Here is a 16,286-nt window from a genome sequence, read left to right as displayed (position 1 = left end):
CTGGCCGTGGTAACCCTGGAGCGCCTAGACTTCGCCGATCTTCTGTTCAGGATTCGCCCGTGACTTCAATCTTCTGGTACGACTACGAAACCACTGGCATCAATCCGCGCAACGACCGTCCGCTGCAGGTGGCCGGGATTCGCACCGACCATGCGCTCAACGAAATCGACGAGCCGGTGAATCTGTATTGCCAGCCCAGCGAAGACATCCTGCCGCATCCGGCGGCGTGCGCAATCACCGGAATCACGCCCGCTCAGCTTGCCGAGAAGGGTTTGAGCGAAGCCGATTTCATGACCCGTGTGCATGCGCAACTGGCCGCACCGGGTACCTGTGGCGCCGGCTACAACACCTTGCGTTTCGACGACGAGATGACTCGCTACAGCCTGTATCGCAATTTCTTCGACCCCTATGCCCGGGAATGGCAGGGCGGCAACAGTCGCTGGGATCTGATCGACGTGGTGCGTGCCGCTTACGCATTGCGTCCTGACGGTCTGGTCTGGCCGACGGATGACGAGGGCCGCGTGACCCTCAAGCTCGAACGCCTCACGGCGGCCAATAATATCGATCACGGCCATGCCCACGAGGCGCTGTCGGACGTGCGCGCCACCATCGCACTGGCGCGGCTGATTCGCGAGAAACAACCCAGACTCTACGACTGGCTGTTCCAGTTGCGCAGCAAACAGAAAGTCATGGATCAGATCCGCCTGTTGCAGCCAATGGTGCATGTGTCCGGACGTTTCTCGGCGGTGCGCAGTTATATCGGCGTGGTCCTGCCGCTGGCCTGGCATCCGAAGAACCGTAACGCCTTGATCGTCTGTGACTTGCATCTCGATCCGCAGGGACTGCTGGACCTGGACGCGCACGCCCTGCGCCAGCGTCTTTATACCCGCCGCGATGAGTTGGCCGAAGGTGAGTTGCCGGTGCCGCTCAAGCTGATTCACATCAATCGTTGTCCGGTTGTAGCGCCGCTGGCGGTATTGCGTGCAGAAGATCAGCAACGGCTTGGGCTGGATATGGCGCTTTATCAGGAGCGGGCACTGCGACTAACTGACGCACAACAAGTCTGGAAAGATAAAATCGCGGCGATTTATGCCAGCGAAGATTTCACCCCCAACGAAGATCCCGAGCAGCAGTTGTACGACGGATTTATCGGCGATCGTGACCGCCGCCTATGTGAGCAAGTTCGAATGGCGGACCCTGCGCAACTAGCGCAAGAGCCGTGGCCGTTCGATGATGAACGTTTGCCCGAATTACTTTTTCGATATCGAGCACGCAACTTTCCTCAGACCCTGGATGTTGCCGAGCAGGAACGCTGGAGATTATTTTGTCAGCAGCGTCTGACGCAACCCGAGGCAGGCGCACCGAATACCGTGCAGTCATTTATCGAGAGTGCCGAGCAATGGTCGCTTAGTGCGACGCCAATGCAGCGAGAGGTGCTCAATGACTGGCAGAACTATGTCCAGGCATTACGCAAACGTTTGAATCTGTGAAATCGAACATGCCCGGTAATAATTTACCGGCATAAAAAAACGCCAGCGCAAGCTGGCGTTTTTTTGTTCGCGGATCGCTCGGCGAAGGTGTCGCGGCTTAGCCCAGCAGGGTAGCCCAGCCTTCAACCACGTCGCCGCCCCACTTGGCTTTCCACTCTTTCAGAGTCTTGTGGTTGCCACCTTTGGTTTCGATGACTTCACCGTTGTGCGGGTTTTTGTATTGTTTAACTTTGCGTGCACGCTTGGTGCCGGTAGTTTTCACTGCGCCGCCACGTGGAGCCTTGGATTTGGCTTCCGGGTCCAGCAGCGCGATGATGTCACGCAGCGATTTGGAGTATTCACCCATCAGCGTGCGCAATTTGCCTTCGAATTCCAGTTCGGCTTGCAGTTTGTCGTCTTCGGACAGGTTTTTCAGACGGGCTTGCAGCTCTTTGATGGCTTCTTCGGTGGCGCGATATTCGTTGATCAAGGACATGAGTACTACCTTTTGTAGAATGCTGAATGACAGGGGACAGTGCCGCAATAATAGTCAGGCTGTTTCATCAAGTAAACATTTAGATGGGCTTTTTATTTAAATGAGTTACAGGAATTAGCCGTCAATTGAATGTTCCGTTAAATAATGTGATGCAGTCAGCACAGATATTTACAGTTGTCTGACAAACGCCTCGCTAAAGCGTCACGGTCTTGACGAAGACCTGCGTCAGAAAGCCGTTTCGCCGGGCTTCGTTTCGCCCGGCACGCATGCGTACTGCAGTTTTCCTGCACAGTCGTTAGAATGGCGGCCTTTGTGAAGTTCTGGAGTTTCCCCCTCATGCGCACTTTTCGGCTGGTGATATCTTGCCCGGACCGCGTTGGCATCGTTGCCAAAGTCAGTAATTTTCTGGCCTCTCATAACGGCTGGATCACCGAAGCGAGCCACCACTCTGACAATCAAGTGGGCTGGTTCTTCATGCGTCACGAAATTCGTGCCGATTCGCTGCCGTTCGGTATCGAAGAATTGCGCGAGAAGTTCGCGCCGATCGCCGAAGAGTTCTCGATGGACTGGCGCATCACCGACACCGAGCAGAAAAAACGCGTGGTGCTGATGGCCAGCCGCGAATCCCACTGCCTCGCCGACCTGCTGCACCGCTGGCACAGCGATGAGCTGGACTGCGAAATTTCCTGCGTGATTTCCAACCACGACGACCTGCGCAGCATGGTCGAGTGGCACGGCATTCCTTACTACCACGTACCGGTCAATCCGCAGGACAAGCAGCCAGCGTTCGACGAAGTGTCGCGCCTGGTCAAACAGCACGACGCCGAAGTGGTGGTGCTGGCGCGCTACATGCAGATCCTGCCGCCGGACATGTGCCGCGAATATGCGCACAAGGTCATCAACATTCACCACAGCTTCCTGCCTTCGTTTGTCGGCGCCAAGCCGTACCACCAGGCGTCCCTGCGCGGCGTCAAGCTGATCGGCGCGACCTGCCACTACGTGACCGAAGAGCTGGACGCCGGCCCGATCATCGAGCAGGACGTGGTGCGTGTCAGCCACAGCGACAGCATCGAAGACATGGTGCGTTTCGGCCGTGACGTCGAGAAGATGGTGCTGGCCCGCGGCCTGCGTTATCACCTCGAAGACCGTGTGCTGGTGCACGGCAACAAGACGGTCGTGTTCTGATAGCACACGACCTGCTTGAAAAACCAAGGGCCTGGGCGTTGAATCGCTCAGGCCCTTGTCATTTGAGCCCGAGAAAAAGCCATGAGCGATCCACTGGACAAAGCCACCTCCAAAGCACCTGCCACCCTTGGTGATGGTTGCCTCAGTCGCTACGACCCCGACGACATGAGCCCCGAGGACGGCACCGAATTCCCCGGCGCCGCCGAGTTATGGGAGCAGCTGCAGCAAGAGCACGACGAACTTAAGAAGCCTGCCTGACGTTCATCAGCTTCTTCAGCAACGGCTTGCCCAGCATCAACACGAACACCGGGCCGCCGACCAGCAGATAGAAGTAATACGTCACTACGCGCCAGATCAGGATCGCCGCCGCTGCGGTGGATTTGCCCACCATCGGCGCGAGCAGCGCGGCCGAGGTCAATTCCGCCGCTCCTGCGCCGCCGGGTAACAGACTGAACTGGCCGGCGCCCAGCGAGAGCATCTGCACCAGAAAACTCCATGCCCACTGCAAGTCGGCACCGAGCCCGCGCAAGGCCAGATACAGCACGCTGTAGCGCAGCAGCCAGTGCACGCAGGTCAGGGCGAACACCTGGACAAGCGTCTGCCAGGGCAACTTCAAGGTATCGGTAAAGGCCGCGAGAAAGTGCAGCAACTTGCGCGCCCAGCGGCGGCGAGTGCGCGCCGTAACGTTCATCCCCGCCAACAGCCGGCCGCTCAGGCGAATCAACGCCCGGTGATAGCGCGCAATCAATACGCAACTGCACAAGCCGCCGAACAGCGACACGGCGCTGACCGTCAGTAGCCACTCGAGGCGATCGCTCAGGTGCTGGAACAGCGCGTAAATCAGAATTCCGCTCAGCGCGCAGAGGAAGAAAAGCAGATCGCTGAGCTGGTCCATGGCAAACACCGCGCTGCCCCGCGCCGGACGCACGCCGCAACGGGCCAGCAAGGCCATGATGGTCAGCGGCCCGCCGCTGCCCCCGGGCGTAGCGCAGTAGGCGAACTCGGCCGCCATCACCACGCCAAGACTTTTCAACGGCGCGACCTTTTCACGCTGATCGCCCAGCAACAACCGCAGGCGCAGGGTATTGATGCCCCAGCACAGCAGGATCATGCCGAACATGATCAACAGCCAGTTCAGCGGAAAACTGCGCAGGCGTGCCCAGGTTTCGCCGCCGCCAAGCAGCACCGGTATCAGCACCGCGGCGAGCAGGCCGATCAGCAACAACAGGCTGCGCTTCATGCTGCGCGTTCCAGTTGACCGTACTGTCGGGCGAGCCAGTCGATCTTGGTCAGCGGCACGCGTCCGTCTGCCAGCAGGCGTTCCAGTGTGCGTAACCAATAATCTCGAGAGAAACGATGGCGCATGTCGACGGGATGCAGGCCGAGGCGAATCACTGGTGCCTCGCGCCAGCGCTGTTGACGTTGGTCGCTGACGATTTTCGACAATCCGCGCCGCCACGCGCTACGCGCACTCCACACCAGTCCGGGTGCATCGATAGCGCTGAAGTCGGGCAAGCGATAAAGATGCTGGGGATCGCTGGTGTAGCTGAGCGGCAGTTGACGCAAGGCTTGGCGGGTGCCGGCGCTCATCAGCCAGGCCGGGGCGACGAAGCCGTGCACTGGCCAGTCGTAGCGCTGAAAAATTTCCAGCCCGGCGTGCAGGCGGGCGAGGGCGGCTTCGCGGGACAGGCGATAGAACTCGCCTTCATGGGTGTAGACCCGACGCATGAACCAGTCGCGCGGGGTGTTCGGCATGGGTTCCTGATCGTCGTGGTAGTAACCGTGCAGCGCCAGTTCATCGCCTCTGGCAACCCTGGCATCGAGCACTTGCCGAAACGCCGGGTTGGCATCGAGGGCATCGTGGCGATGGAAATCCGGGACCACCAGCCACGTCATCGGTACATTGCCCAACGCATCGACGGCCTCGACGAAGGGCTGGTAATCCGCCCAGGTCGAGGGCGCCACATCATGCAACACCAGACAAACCGTTTTCATTTGCTCAGCCATTGGCCACCCGTGGCAGCGTATGGCCAAGCACCGCGTGGTAGTGGCTGAGCAGGCTGTCGACCACGGTATCCCAAGCGTAGTGCCGCTCGACATGTTGGCGTGCCTGGCGGCCGAGTCGATCACAGCCACGACTGAACAGTTCGCGCACAGCATTGGCCATGGCTTGCGGATTGTTCGGCGCGCAGAGCAGGCCGCAGGAATCGTTGACGATTTCTTCAAACGCTCCGGCGGCGACGGCCACCACGGGAATGCCGCAAGCCATGGCTTCAAGGATGACCAGCCCGAAGGTTTCCTGATCACCGGCATGCAGCAGCGCATCGGCGCTGGCCATCAGCCGCGCGACTTTTGGCGCCGGGCAGAACTCGTCGATGACGCTGACGTTGTCCGGCACCGCAGCGGGCATCGACGAGCCGACCAGCAGCAGGTGATAGCGCGGGCCTAGGCGTTGCATGCACTTGAGCAGCACCGGCAGGTTTTTTTCCTTGGAACCGCGCCCGGCGAAGATCAGCAGGCGGGTGTCTTCGGCAATGCCCAGTTCGGCACGCAGGCCGGGGTCGCGGGCGTCAGGATGGAAGGTGTGCAGATCGACGCCGAGCGGCTGCACATGAACATTGCGCACGCCAAGCCCGGTGAGCTTGTCGGCCATGACCTGGCTCGGCGCAAGCACCCGGTCGAAATTGCCATAGAGACGGGTGACGTAGGCCTCGACATTCGGCGTGACCCAATGGCCCATGCGATTGCCCGCCAGCAGCGGTAGATCCGAGTGATAAAAGCCGATCACCGGCACATCCAGCTGCCGCCGGGCATCCAGCGCCGCCCACGCGGTGAGGTAGGGATCGCCGACTTCGATCAGGTCCGGCTGCAAATCCTGCAAGACATTGCGCCACGGCGCCAGGCGCAGCGGGAAGCGATAGCCTTTGCCGAAGGGCAGGGCGGGCGCTGGAACCGTGTAAATGCCGTCATGTTCACCCAGTCGTGCGCCGGGGATCAGCAGGCTGTGACGAATGGCGTTGCGGTCGCCGAGGCGACGGTGTTTGGCATCCAGGTAAGTACGCACGCCTCCGCTGGCCGGGGCGTAGAACATGGTGATGTCGGCGATATGCACGGTGAGCAACCCTCCGCTGTGTTGTTCTCCCTTGGTTGACCGTTATCCAGAATAGATGTTCGGTCGGGATTGCGCGCCCCTCACCCTAGCCCTCTCCCGGAGGGAGAGGGAATTGATCGGGGTGTTTGGGATTGTTGCGATGTCCTGCGATATCCGGTCGAACACAGGCATTGAAAAGCTTGAAGATCTGCTCCCTTTCCCCCTCGCCCCCTTGGGGGCGGTCCGACGTTTCCGGAGGGCTGGGGTGAGGGGGTTAGGCTTTTGATCTTAAATGCGGAAGCTGCCCACCAGTTGCTTGAGACGCGAAGCCTGCTGCTCCAGATCCGAGCACGCGCGCAAGGTCGCCTGCAGGTTTTCCACGCCTTCCTGGTTCAGTGTATTGATCTCGGTAATGTCGACGTTGATCGACTCGACCACCGCAGTCTGCTCTTCAGTCGCGGTCGCCACCGACTGGTTCATCCCGTCGATCTCACCAATGCGCAAGGTCACGCTGTTCAGGCGTTCGCCGGCGAGATTGGCGATCTCCACGCTGTCCTGGCTGTGGCGCTGACTGTCGCTCATGGTGCTCACCGATTCCCGGGCGCCGACCTGCAGCTCCTCGATCATGGTCTGCACCTGTTGCGCCGATTCCTGAGTGCGGTGCGCGAGGTTGCGCACTTCGTCGGCCACCACCGCAAAGCCGCGACCTGCCTCACCCGCACGTGCCGCCTCGATGGCAGCGTTGAGCGCGAGCAGGTTGGTCTGCTGGGAAATGCTGGTGATCACTTCGAGAATCTGACCGATGTTGACGGTCTTGCTGTTCAGCGACTCGATGTTGGTGCTCGACGCGCTGAGCATGCTCGACAATTGATTCATCGCCTTGATGCTGCGCTCGACCACTTGCTGGCCATCCTCGGCCAGACCCCGTGCGTCACTGGCCTGATTCGAAGCTTGCGCGGCATTGCGGGCAATTTCCTGCGCGGCGGCGCCGAGCTGATTGATCGCGGCAGCGACGCTGCTGGTGCGCGAGGCTTGCTGGTCGGAGTTGTACATCGACGAGTTCGACGCAGCAACGACGCGCAGGGCAACCTCATTGACCTGGCCGGTGGCTGAGGACACTTCGCGGATCGAGCCGTGAATACGCTCGACGAAACGGTTGAACGCGGTGCCGAGAATGCCGAATTCATCGTTATTGACGATGTTCAGACGTTTGGTCAGGTCACCTTCACCGTCGGCGATGTCTTCCATGGCGCGGGTCATCACGTGCAGCGGCTGGATCAGCAGACGGATGAGCATGCCGAGCAGGGCAATGATGATCGCCACGGCAATAATGGTCGCGATCACCGCCGAGGTGCGGAATTCGCTGAGCATCGCGTAGGCCTGATCCTTGTCGATCGACAGACCGATGTACCAGTTCACCGACGGCAGGCCTTTGATCGGAGCGAACGTGACAATGCGGGTTTTGCCATCCACCGTCACTTCACTGAAGTCGCTGCTGATGCGCGGGGTGTCCTGCGGGTAGGCTTCCTTGAGCGATTTCATCACCAGAGCCTTGTCCGGGTGGACGAGGATCTTGCCGTCGGCGCTGACCAGGAACACATAGCCCATCCCGTCGAAATCCCGCGCGGCGAGGGTATCGACCAGCGATTGCAGGCTGAGATCGCCGCCGACCACGCCGACGCTCTGCCCGGCCTTTTTCGACGCGGTGGCGATGGAGATGATCAACTGGCCGGTGGCGGCATCGATGTAGGGTTCGGTCAGGGTCGACGTACTGCTGCTTTCGGCACCTTTATACCAAGGGCGTACGCGCGGATCGAAACCGTCCGGCATCTTCACGTCCGGGCGGATGGTGAAATGCCCGGTGGCATCGCCCAGGTAGGTGGCCATGAACGTCGAGGTCAGGCTTTTCTGCTCCAGCAGACTGGCGACCGTGGCAGGTTCCGGGTTGATGGCGATGTTCTGCGCGGCGTTCTCGATCAGCAAGATGCGCCCGCTGAGCCAGGTCTGGATATTGCCGGCAGTGACCTCGCCCATTTCATTGAGGTAGTTATTGAGATCATCGCGGATCGCATTGCGCTGCAGCCAATCGTTGTACAACGTGAACGAGGCGAAAGCGGCAATGACGATGAGGGCGGCGGCAAGCAAAATCTTATGGCTGAAGCGCAGGTTTTTGTTCATGGCTTGGGGTTCCGCTAAGGTCTTAATGTCCTGGGCGTGCTTTGATAGGGGCGCGCACTATGGGCAAGGTTGAAAAACTGAAATTTCCGGCTCTCCTTAGGGAAATGTCCGACCCGAATTTCTGACGGGTCTGTCCAATTTATGTATCGGCCATGTGTCATCAAAGATTAACCATTGGGTGAGAAAATGCCTGACTCCTTGCAACTCGTTATCGGCGCTGATCCGGCCGCGCAACCCATTGCTCAGGCCATGCGCCTGGCCAACCGCCACGGACTGATCGCCGGCGCCACCGGCACCGGTAAAACCGTGACGTTGCAGCGCCTGGCCGAAGCGTTCAGCGATGCTGGCGTGGCGGTGTTCGCCGCCGACATCAAGGGCGACCTGTGCGGCCTCGGCGCCGCTGGCAACCCGCAGGGCAAAGTGGCCGAGCGCATTGCCGGCATGCCGTGGCTCGGTCACACGCCTCAGGCTTATCCCGTCACGCTGTGGGACATCCACGGTGAATCCGGTCATCCGCTGCGCACCACCCTGAGCGAAATGGGCCCGTTGCTGATCGGCAGCCTGCTCGAGCTGACCGACAGTCAGCAGTCGGCGCTTTACGCGGCCTTCAAAGTGGCGGATCGCGAAGGGCTGTTGCTGCTGGATCTCAAGGATCTGAAAGCGCTGCTCAATCACCTCAAGGACAACCCGCAGTTGCTCGGCGAAGACGCGGCGCTGATGACCACCGGTTCCAGCCAGGCACTGTTACGCCGCTTGGCGACGCTGGAACAGCAGGGCGCCGAAGCGCTGTTCGGTGAGCCGGCGCTGCAACTCGAGGACATTCTGCAACCGGGGGCGGATGGCCGTGGCCGCATCCATCTGCTCGACGCCAGCCGGCTGGTGCACGAGGCGCCGAAGGTTTACGCAACGTTCCTGCTGTGGCTGCTGGCCGAGTTGTTCGAGCAACTGCCCGAACGCGGCGACGCCGAAAAGCCGCTGCTGGCGCTGTTTTTCGACGAGGCGCATTTGCTCTTCGGCGACACGCCCAAGGCTTTGCAGGAGCGTCTGGAGCAAGTGGTGCGTTTGATCCGATCCAAAGGTGTGGGGGTTTACTTTGTCACCCAATCGCCGGCGGATCTGCCGGACGATGTGCTGGCGCAGTTGGGCTTGCGCATTCAGCATGGTCTGCGCGCATTTACCGCGAAAGAGCAGAAATCCCTGCGCGCCGTGGCGGACGGTTTCCGGCCGAATCCGGCGTTCGACAGCCTGTCGGTGCTGACCGAACTGGGCATTGGCGAGGCGCTGGTGGGCACGTTGACCGACAAGGGCACGCCGGAAATGGTCCAGCGCGTGCTGGTGGCGCCGCCGCAATCGCGGATCGGGCCGTTGACCGAAACCGAACGCACCATGCTGATCGCCGGCTCGCCGTTCAGGGGTCGCTATGACAAGCCGATCGATCGTGAGTCGGCCTATGAAATCCTGATGGGCCGCAAAGGGCTGGCGCCTGAGGCCGAAACGCCTGCAGGTAAACAGGCTGAAGAGCCAAGCCTCGCTGATCGCGCGGGCGAATTCCTCGGCACGGCGGCAGGGCAGGCGCTGAAATCGGCGATGCGCCAGGCGGCCAATAACCTCGGCAAGCAGTTGGTGCGCGGGTTGATGGGGTCGCTGCTCGGCGGCAGCAAGCGCCGCTAAAAGCAAAGATCGCAGCCTTCGGCAGCTCCTTGTATCTCGACTAGCGCTCCGCCAGGAGCGATAGTTCTCGACTGATCATCGAGGGAGGGACTTGGAAGCCGCGCAGCTCCTTAGGCTTTTTGCCTGTGACGTAGATCGTGCTCCAGCCCTCCACACTCACTCGTACAGTTCGCACGGTATCTTGGGCCCGCCTCCGGCGAGAGCCCGCATTCGCAAGGTTGGACAGAGTGAAGTGATGATCGCAACAGGGAACAAGTGGAGAAACGATCATGTCTGGTTTCGTTGGCGTCGACATCGCAAAGAACACCTTTGATATCGCTACACACCTGCCCAACGGCAAGCACAAAACCAAGGCCAAGCTGGCCAACGACCCAAAGGGCTTTAAAGAGTTTGAGGCGTGGCTAGAAAAAAACGCCGAGCGTTCGGCCCTGATCGTGATGGAAGCCACGAGCGTCTACCACTTGGAGCTCGCGGAGTTCGTTTACAACAAAGGCTTCCGGGTCTGCGTCGTGAACCCGGCTACGACCAAAGCGTACGCTGACAGCGAACTGCGCCGCATAAAGACTGATAAAAGTGATGCCAAACTGATCGCCGACTTTGCCCGGGAAAAGGATCAAAAACTTCACCCATGGGCGCCTGAGCCGCTGAAATACCGCCAGTTGAAAGCAATGGTGCGCCGCCTGGATGACCTTCAGGAAATGGAACAAATGGAGCTTAATCGTCTGGACGTTTCCGACGAAAAGGTCAAAGACTCGATCAACTCTGTTCTGCGCCATATCGAAAAAGAGATCGTGGAAACGCATAAGGCGATCAAAAAACACATCGATGACGACCCGGATATGCGTCAGATGCGGAATCTGATCGTAACCATCGACGGCATCGGACAAAAAACGCTTGAACGATTGCTGGCCGAACTGGGTGACTTGCGCAAATACAGTGACCCTCGCCAACTGGTCGCTGCTGCGGGGCTCAATCCAAAGCTGCAGGAATCAGGAAAGCTCAAAGGTCATACCCTGATCTCAAGAGTAGGGTCAGCACGGCTGCGTGCAGGCCTCTACATGCCTGGCATGGTGGCGCTGAAACACAATAAGGCGATCAAGGCGATGAAAGAACGCTTGGAAGCCAACGGCAAGGCTCCCAAGCAGATCATCTGCGCAGCAATGCGCAAGCTGCTGCACTTCGTTTACGGAGTGCTCAAGTCAGGACTGCCATATGACCCGAAACTTGCGCTTGCCCGGTAAGGCTCAAGACGGTATCTACAGTTGAAATGCATTCATTCTGTAGGAGCTGCCGAAGGCTGCGATCTTTTGATTTTGCTTCAGGCTTTACCCTTGGCATGCGCCGCCAACCGCTCCAGCGCCGCGCGCAATCCCGGATCGCTGATCCCGTCGGCCGTCGACTGAATCGTCTCCGCCGCGCTGCTCGACAAATCCATCGTGTGCCCAGTCGCCCGATGCTGGACGATCGGCGGGCGCACACTGAATTTGATCCGCGTCAGGCTGGCGAACTCTTCGAACAATTGCAGCTGCCGTTGCAGGCGTTTTTGCTGGTAGCGCAGGCGCGTGGCCCAGTGACCGTCAGTGACCACCAGCGACAGTTCGCCTTCGCGCCACTTGGCCACCCGGCAATGCTCGCGGGCGGCCGGTTGCAGCTGGCTTTCGAGCAGGCGCTGCAAATGCTCAAGGCGCTGGGCATGGCCGAGGATGGCTTTGAGCGGCCTGGCTTCGCGTAACAGGACGGCGGGTGCTCTGGCCGTGAGAGGGCGAAACGCCATGATCGAACACCTGAAGTAACAGAGGCGCCATGTTAGCAGAAAGCTGTGGAACCACTGGCCCATTGCTTTTGTCCCTGCTTTGCTCATTAAATCAACGCCTGACTTCTTTCCCCGACGGGTTGAAGTTGAGCAAAACGCCCCTATTTTAAGTGAGCCCCGTCAAAGCGCAGTGCCAGCATCGTGGAACATCGCCACTTTCCTCACCACCGTTTCCGGGTAGAATGCTCGTTCGCATGCGGCCATGAGGGCTGCACGGGCGACTCACGGGGCCGCCCTCCATCCCTTTAGTGTGGAAGATCCTGCCGATATGTTTGCGCCTTTGTTAAAGAAACTTTTTGGAAGCAAGAACGAGCGTGAAGTCAAACGCATGCTCAAGACGGTGCAGCTCGTCAATGCCTTCGAAGAGCAAATGGTGGCCCTTTCGGACGATCAATTGCGTGCCAAGACCGCCGAGTTCAAGGCCCGTATCGCCAAAGGGGAAACCCTCGACAAGCTGTTGCCGGAAGCCTTTGCCGTAGCCCGCGAGGCCGGCAAACGCGTGATGGGCATGCGCCACTTCGACGTGCAACTCGTCGGCGGCATGACCTTGCACGAAGGCAAGATCGCCGAAATGCGCACCGGTGAGGGCAAGACCCTCGTGGCCACTTTGGGTGTTTACCTCAACGCATTGTCCGGCAAGGGCGTGCACGTTGTGACGGTGAACGACTACCTGGCCCGCCGTGACGCCAACTGGATGCGCCCGCTGTATGAATTCCTCGGCCTGACCGTCGGCGTCGTGACGCCGTTCCAGCCGCCGGAAGAGAAGCGTGCCGCCTACGCCGCCGACATCACCTACGGCACCAACAACGAGTTCGGTTTCGACTACCTGCGCGACAACATGGCGTTCAGCATGGATGAAAAATTCCAGCGCGAACTCAACTTTGCCGTGATCGACGAAGTCGACTCCATCCTCATCGACGAAGCGCGTACCCCGCTGATCATTTCCGGTCAGGCCGAGGACAGCTCCAAGCTGTACATGGAGATCAACAAACTGATCCCGCAGCTGGAACTGCATGTCGAGGAAGTCGAAGGCCAGGTCACCAAGGCCGGACACTACACCGTTGACGAAAAGACCCGTCAGGTAGAGCTCAACGAAGCCGGTCACCAGTTCATCGAAGACATGCTCACCCGCGTCGGCCTGCTGGCCGAAGGCGAGAGCCTGTACTCGGCGCACAACCTCGGTCTGCTGACCCACGTCTATGCCGGTCTGCGTGCGCACAAACTGTTCAACCGCAATATCGAATACATCGTGCAGGACGGCCAGGTCGTACTGGTCGACGAGCACACCGGCCGGACCATGCCGGGTCGTCGTCTGTCCGAAGGCCTGCACCAGGCGATCGAAGCGAAGGAAGGCCTGAACATTCAGGCCGAGAGCCAGACCCTGGCCTCGACGACTTTCCAGAACTACTTCCGTCTGTACACCAAGCTGTCCGGCATGACCGGTACCGCCGACACCGAAGCGTTCGAATTCCACCAGATCTATGGTCTGGAAGTCATGGTCATCCCGCCGAACAAACCGTTGGCGCGTAAAGACTACAACGACCTGGTGTTCCTCACCGCCGAAGAGAAATACGCGGCAATCGTGGCGGACATCAAGGAAAGCATGGCGGCCGGTCGTCCAGTGCTGGTGGGTACCGCGACCATCGAGACTTCCGAGCACATGTCCGCATTGCTCGTCAAAGAAGGCATCGAACACAAGGTTCTCAACGCCAAGTTCCACGAGAAAGAAGCCGAAATCATCGCTCAGGCCGGTCGTCCGGGTGCGCTGACCATCGCCACCAACATGGCCGGTCGTGGTACCGACATCCTGTTGGGCGGCAACTGGGAAGTGGAAGTCGCTTCGCTGGAAAACCCGACCCCTGAGCAGATCGCCCAGATCAAGGCCGACTGGCAGAAGCGTCACCAACAAGTGCTGGAATCCGGCGGCTTGCAGGTAATCGCTTCCGAGCGTCACGAATCGCGTCGTATCGACAACCAGCTGCGTGGCCGTGCCGGCCGTCAGGGCGATGCCGGTTCGAGCCGCTTCTACCTGTCGCTGGAAGACAGCCTGATGCGCATCTTCGCCTCTGACCGGGTGAAGAACTTCATGAAAGCCCTGGGCATGCAGCCGGGCGAAGCGATCGAGCACCGCATGGTGACCAACGCGATCGAGAAGGCGCAGCGCAAGGTTGAAGGCCGCAACTTCGACATCCGCAAGCAATTGCTCGAGTTCGACGACGTCAACAACGAACAGCGTAAAGTGATCTATCACATGCGTAACACGTTGCTGGCCGCCGACAACATCGGTGAAACCATCGCCGACTTCCGTCAGGACGTGCTCAACGCCACCGTCAGCGCGCACATTCCGCCGCAATCGCTGCCAGAGCAGTGGGACGTGGCCGGTCTGGAAGCGTCCATCGAAAGCGATTTCGGCGTGAAGCTGCCGATCCAGCAATGGCTCGACGAAGACGATCACCTGTACGAAGAAACCCTGCGCGAGAAGCTCATGACCGAGCTGATGGCGGCGTACAACGAGAAAGAAGACCAGGCCGGTGCCGAGGCGCTGCGCTCGTTCGAGAAGCAGATCGTCCTGCGCGTACTCGACGACCTGTGGAAAGACCACCTGTCGACCATGGATCACCTGCGTCACGGCATTCACTTGCGTGGTTATGCGCAGAAGAACCCGAAGCAGGAATACAAGCGCGAGTCGTTCACCCTGTTCTCCGAGCTGCTCGATTCGATCAAGCGCGACTCGATCCGCGTGCTCTCGCACGTTCAGGTCCGCCGCGAAGATCCGGAAGCCGAAGAGCAGCGCCTGCGTCAGGAAGCCGAAGCACTGGCGGCGCGCATGCAGTTCGAACACGCCGAAGCCCCTGGGCTGGATCAGCCGGAAGCGTTGGGTGAAGAGGTCGATGTGGCGCTGGCCACCGCCGCTGCCCCAGTTCGCAATGAGCAGAAGCTGGGCCGCAACGAACTGTGCTTCTGCGGTTCGGGCAAGAAATACAAGCATTGCCACGGGCAGATCCAGTAAAACCCGTTTCAATCGCTGAACACCCCGCGCCGCGACCGGCTCCTGCCGTCGCGGCGTTTTGCCATTTATCCCACCGTCCTTTCCCGTGGCGGTGCTGACATCATTGAGTAAGGAGCGCATTCATGGCTGTTGGTCTTGGTCCTTTGCCAACGTTGCACCCGGTTGCCGGTTTTGAACTCGGTATCGCCTCGGCCGGCATCAAGCGCCCGGGGCGCAAGGATGTGGTGGTGATGCGCTGCGCTGAAGGTTCGACCGTGGCTGGCGTGTTCACCCTTAACGCGTTCTGCGCCGCGCCGGTGATCCTGGCGAAAAAACGCGTGAACAACGCTGTGCGTTACTTGCTGACCAACACCGGCAACGCCAACGCCGGCACCGGCGAACCAGGCCTGGCCGCCGCCGAGCGCACCACTGCCAGACTGGCTGAGCTGACCGGCGTCGACGCCAGCCAGATCCTGCCTTACTCCACGGGTGTGATCGGCGAGCCGCTGCCGGTCGAGAAAATCGAAGGCGCACTGCAAGCCGCGCTGGACGACCTGTCGGAAAACAACTGGGAAGCTGCTGCCACCGGCATCATGACCACCGATACTTTGCCGAAGGGCGCGAGCCGCCAGTTCGAGCATGACGGCGTGACCATCACCGTCACCGGCATCAGCAAAGGCGCCGGCATGATTCGTCCGAATATGGCAACCATGCTGGGTTACATCGCCACGGACGCCAAAGTCTCCCGCGACGTGCTGCACAACCTGATGCTCGACGGTGCCAACAAGTCGTTCAATCGCATCACCATCGACGGCGACACCTCGACCAACGACTGCTGCATGCTGATCGCCACTGGCAAGGCCGCGCTGCCGGAAATCACCCGCGCAGAAGGCGAGCTGTTCGCCAAGCTCAAACAAGCCGTGTTCGAAGTGTGCATGGACGTGGCGCAGGCCATCGTGCGTGACGGCGAAGGTGCGACCAAGTTTGTCACTGTCGAAGTGAATGGCGGCGGCAACCACCAGGAATGCCTGGACGTCGGCTATACCGTGGCGCACTCGCCGCTGATCAAGACCGCGCTGTTCGCCTCCGACCCGAACTGGGGGCGCATCCTCGCCGCCGTGGGCCGTGCCGGTGTGCCGGACCTGGACGTGAGCAAGATCGACGTATTCCTCGGCGACGTGTGCATCGCCAGCCGTGGCGCCCGCGCCGCCACCTACACTGAAGCTCAGGGCTCGGCAGTGATGCAGCAGGAAGAAATCACCATCCGCATTGAACTGGGTCGCGGCGATTGCAGCGAAACCATCTGGACCACCGACCTGTCGCATGAATACGTGAAGATCAACGCTGAATACCGCACCTGATCCAGCCTGGGACCGAGTCGCCTGCATCGCCAG

At 60.1% G+C, this 16,286-nt stretch carries 13 protein-coding genes; 7 read left to right on the top strand and 6 right to left on the bottom strand.

Annotation, left to right across the window (positions count from 1 at the left end; genetic code table 11):
• Positions 1 to 59 precede the first annotated feature (59 nt).
• The gene (gene sbcB, locus LIS66_RS20855) at positions 60 to 1,490 is read left to right on the top strand and encodes an exodeoxyribonuclease I (RefSeq protein ID WP_227972961.1); all 1,431 of its coding nucleotides are present in this window, start codon (positions 60 to 62) and stop codon (positions 1,488 to 1,490) included.
• Positions 1,491 to 1,587: 97 nt separating this feature from the next.
• On the opposite strand, the gene mvaT is transcribed toward sbcB, so the two are convergent.
• Positions 1,588 to 1,965: a histone-like nucleoid-structuring protein MvaT gene (gene mvaT / locus LIS66_RS20850; protein ID WP_016773476.1), complete on the bottom strand. Its 378-nt coding sequence runs from the start codon at positions 1,963 to 1,965 to the stop codon at positions 1,588 to 1,590.
• Between the two features lie 336 nt (positions 1,966 to 2,301).
• On the opposite strand from mvaT, the gene purU reads away from it, so the two are divergent.
• Positions 2,302 to 3,150, top strand: a complete 849-nt coding sequence (gene purU / locus LIS66_RS20845) for a formyltetrahydrofolate deformylase (protein WP_016773477.1) — start codon at positions 2,302 to 2,304, stop codon at positions 3,148 to 3,150.
• Positions 3,151 to 3,231: 81 nt separating this feature from the next.
• Positions 3,232 to 3,408 (top strand): hypothetical protein, encoded by a 177-nt coding sequence (locus tag LIS66_RS20840; RefSeq protein ID WP_227972960.1) that lies wholly within the window; start codon positions 3,232 to 3,234, stop codon positions 3,406 to 3,408.
• Here the strand turns inward: LIS66_RS20840 and LIS66_RS20835 are convergent.
• From LIS66_RS20835 to LIS66_RS20820, 4 genes are all read right to left on the bottom strand, one after another.
• A complete protein-coding gene (locus LIS66_RS20835) occupies positions 3,392 to 4,390 on the bottom strand; it encodes a lysylphosphatidylglycerol synthase transmembrane domain-containing protein (protein ID WP_042607308.1) in 999 nt (332 codons plus the stop codon). The two genes, LIS66_RS20840 and LIS66_RS20835, sit on opposite strands and share 17 nt — an antisense overlap.
• Entirely contained in the window at positions 4,387 to 5,145 is a 759-nt protein-coding gene (locus LIS66_RS20830; RefSeq protein WP_416220738.1) for a DUF2334 domain-containing protein, read from the bottom strand. Before LIS66_RS20830 ends, LIS66_RS20835 begins: the two co-directional genes overlap by 4 nt.
• Before the next feature lie 4 nt (positions 5,146 to 5,149).
• Positions 5,150 to 6,241 carry a glycosyltransferase family 4 protein gene (locus LIS66_RS20825; RefSeq protein ID WP_173867404.1) on the bottom strand — a complete coding sequence of 364 codons (1,092 nt, stop codon included), beginning with the start codon at positions 6,239 to 6,241 and terminating at the stop codon, positions 5,150 to 5,152.
• Between the two features lie 288 nt (positions 6,242 to 6,529).
• A complete protein-coding gene (locus tag LIS66_RS20820; protein ID WP_064365027.1) occupies positions 6,530 to 8,419 on the bottom strand; it encodes a methyl-accepting chemotaxis protein in 1,890 nt (629 codons plus the stop codon).
• 186 nt (positions 8,420 to 8,605) lie between these two features.
• Here LIS66_RS20820 and LIS66_RS20815 point away from each other — a divergent pair, with 186 nt between their 5' ends.
• Complete coding sequence (locus tag LIS66_RS20815; protein ID WP_064365102.1) at positions 8,606 to 10,090, top strand: helicase HerA-like domain-containing protein; 1,485 nt, start codon at positions 8,606 to 8,608, stop codon at positions 10,088 to 10,090.
• A 269-nt stretch (positions 10,091 to 10,359) separates the two neighbouring features.
• Positions 10,360 to 11,331 carry an IS110 family transposase gene (locus LIS66_RS20810; RefSeq protein WP_083353292.1) on the top strand — a complete coding sequence of 324 codons (972 nt, stop codon included), beginning with the start codon at positions 10,360 to 10,362 and terminating at the stop codon, positions 11,329 to 11,331.
• Positions 11,332 to 11,408: 77 nt separating this feature from the next.
• Here LIS66_RS20810 and LIS66_RS20805 read toward each other — a convergent pair whose 3' ends face one another.
• Positions 11,409 to 11,864, bottom strand: a complete 456-nt coding sequence (locus tag LIS66_RS20805) for a DUF721 domain-containing protein (RefSeq protein WP_042607304.1) — start codon at positions 11,862 to 11,864, stop codon at positions 11,409 to 11,411.
• 307 nt (positions 11,865 to 12,171) lie between these two features.
• Here LIS66_RS20805 and secA point away from each other — a divergent pair, with 307 nt between their 5' ends.
• Together secA and argJ are read left to right on the top strand one after the other, a co-directional pair.
• Positions 12,172 to 14,913, top strand: coding sequence for a preprotein translocase subunit SecA (secA, locus tag LIS66_RS20800; RefSeq protein WP_042607303.1), 2,742 nt, complete (start codon positions 12,172 to 12,174; stop codon positions 14,911 to 14,913).
• Between the two features lie 122 nt (positions 14,914 to 15,035).
• On the top strand, positions 15,036 to 16,253 hold the full coding sequence (gene argJ / locus LIS66_RS20795; protein ID WP_065616720.1) for a bifunctional glutamate N-acetyltransferase/amino-acid acetyltransferase ArgJ: 1,218 nt from the start codon (positions 15,036 to 15,038) through the stop codon (positions 16,251 to 16,253).
• Positions 16,254 to 16,286 lie beyond the last annotated feature (33 nt).

It is taken from the genome of Pseudomonas sp. HN2 (genome assembly GCF_020736465.1).
GTDB classification, from domain to species: Bacteria; Pseudomonadota; Gammaproteobacteria; order Pseudomonadales; family Pseudomonadaceae; genus Aquipseudomonas; species Aquipseudomonas moraviensis_A.
Note: the sequence above shows the minus strand (reverse complement) of the source record. Positions and strands in the feature narration are given on the sequence as shown.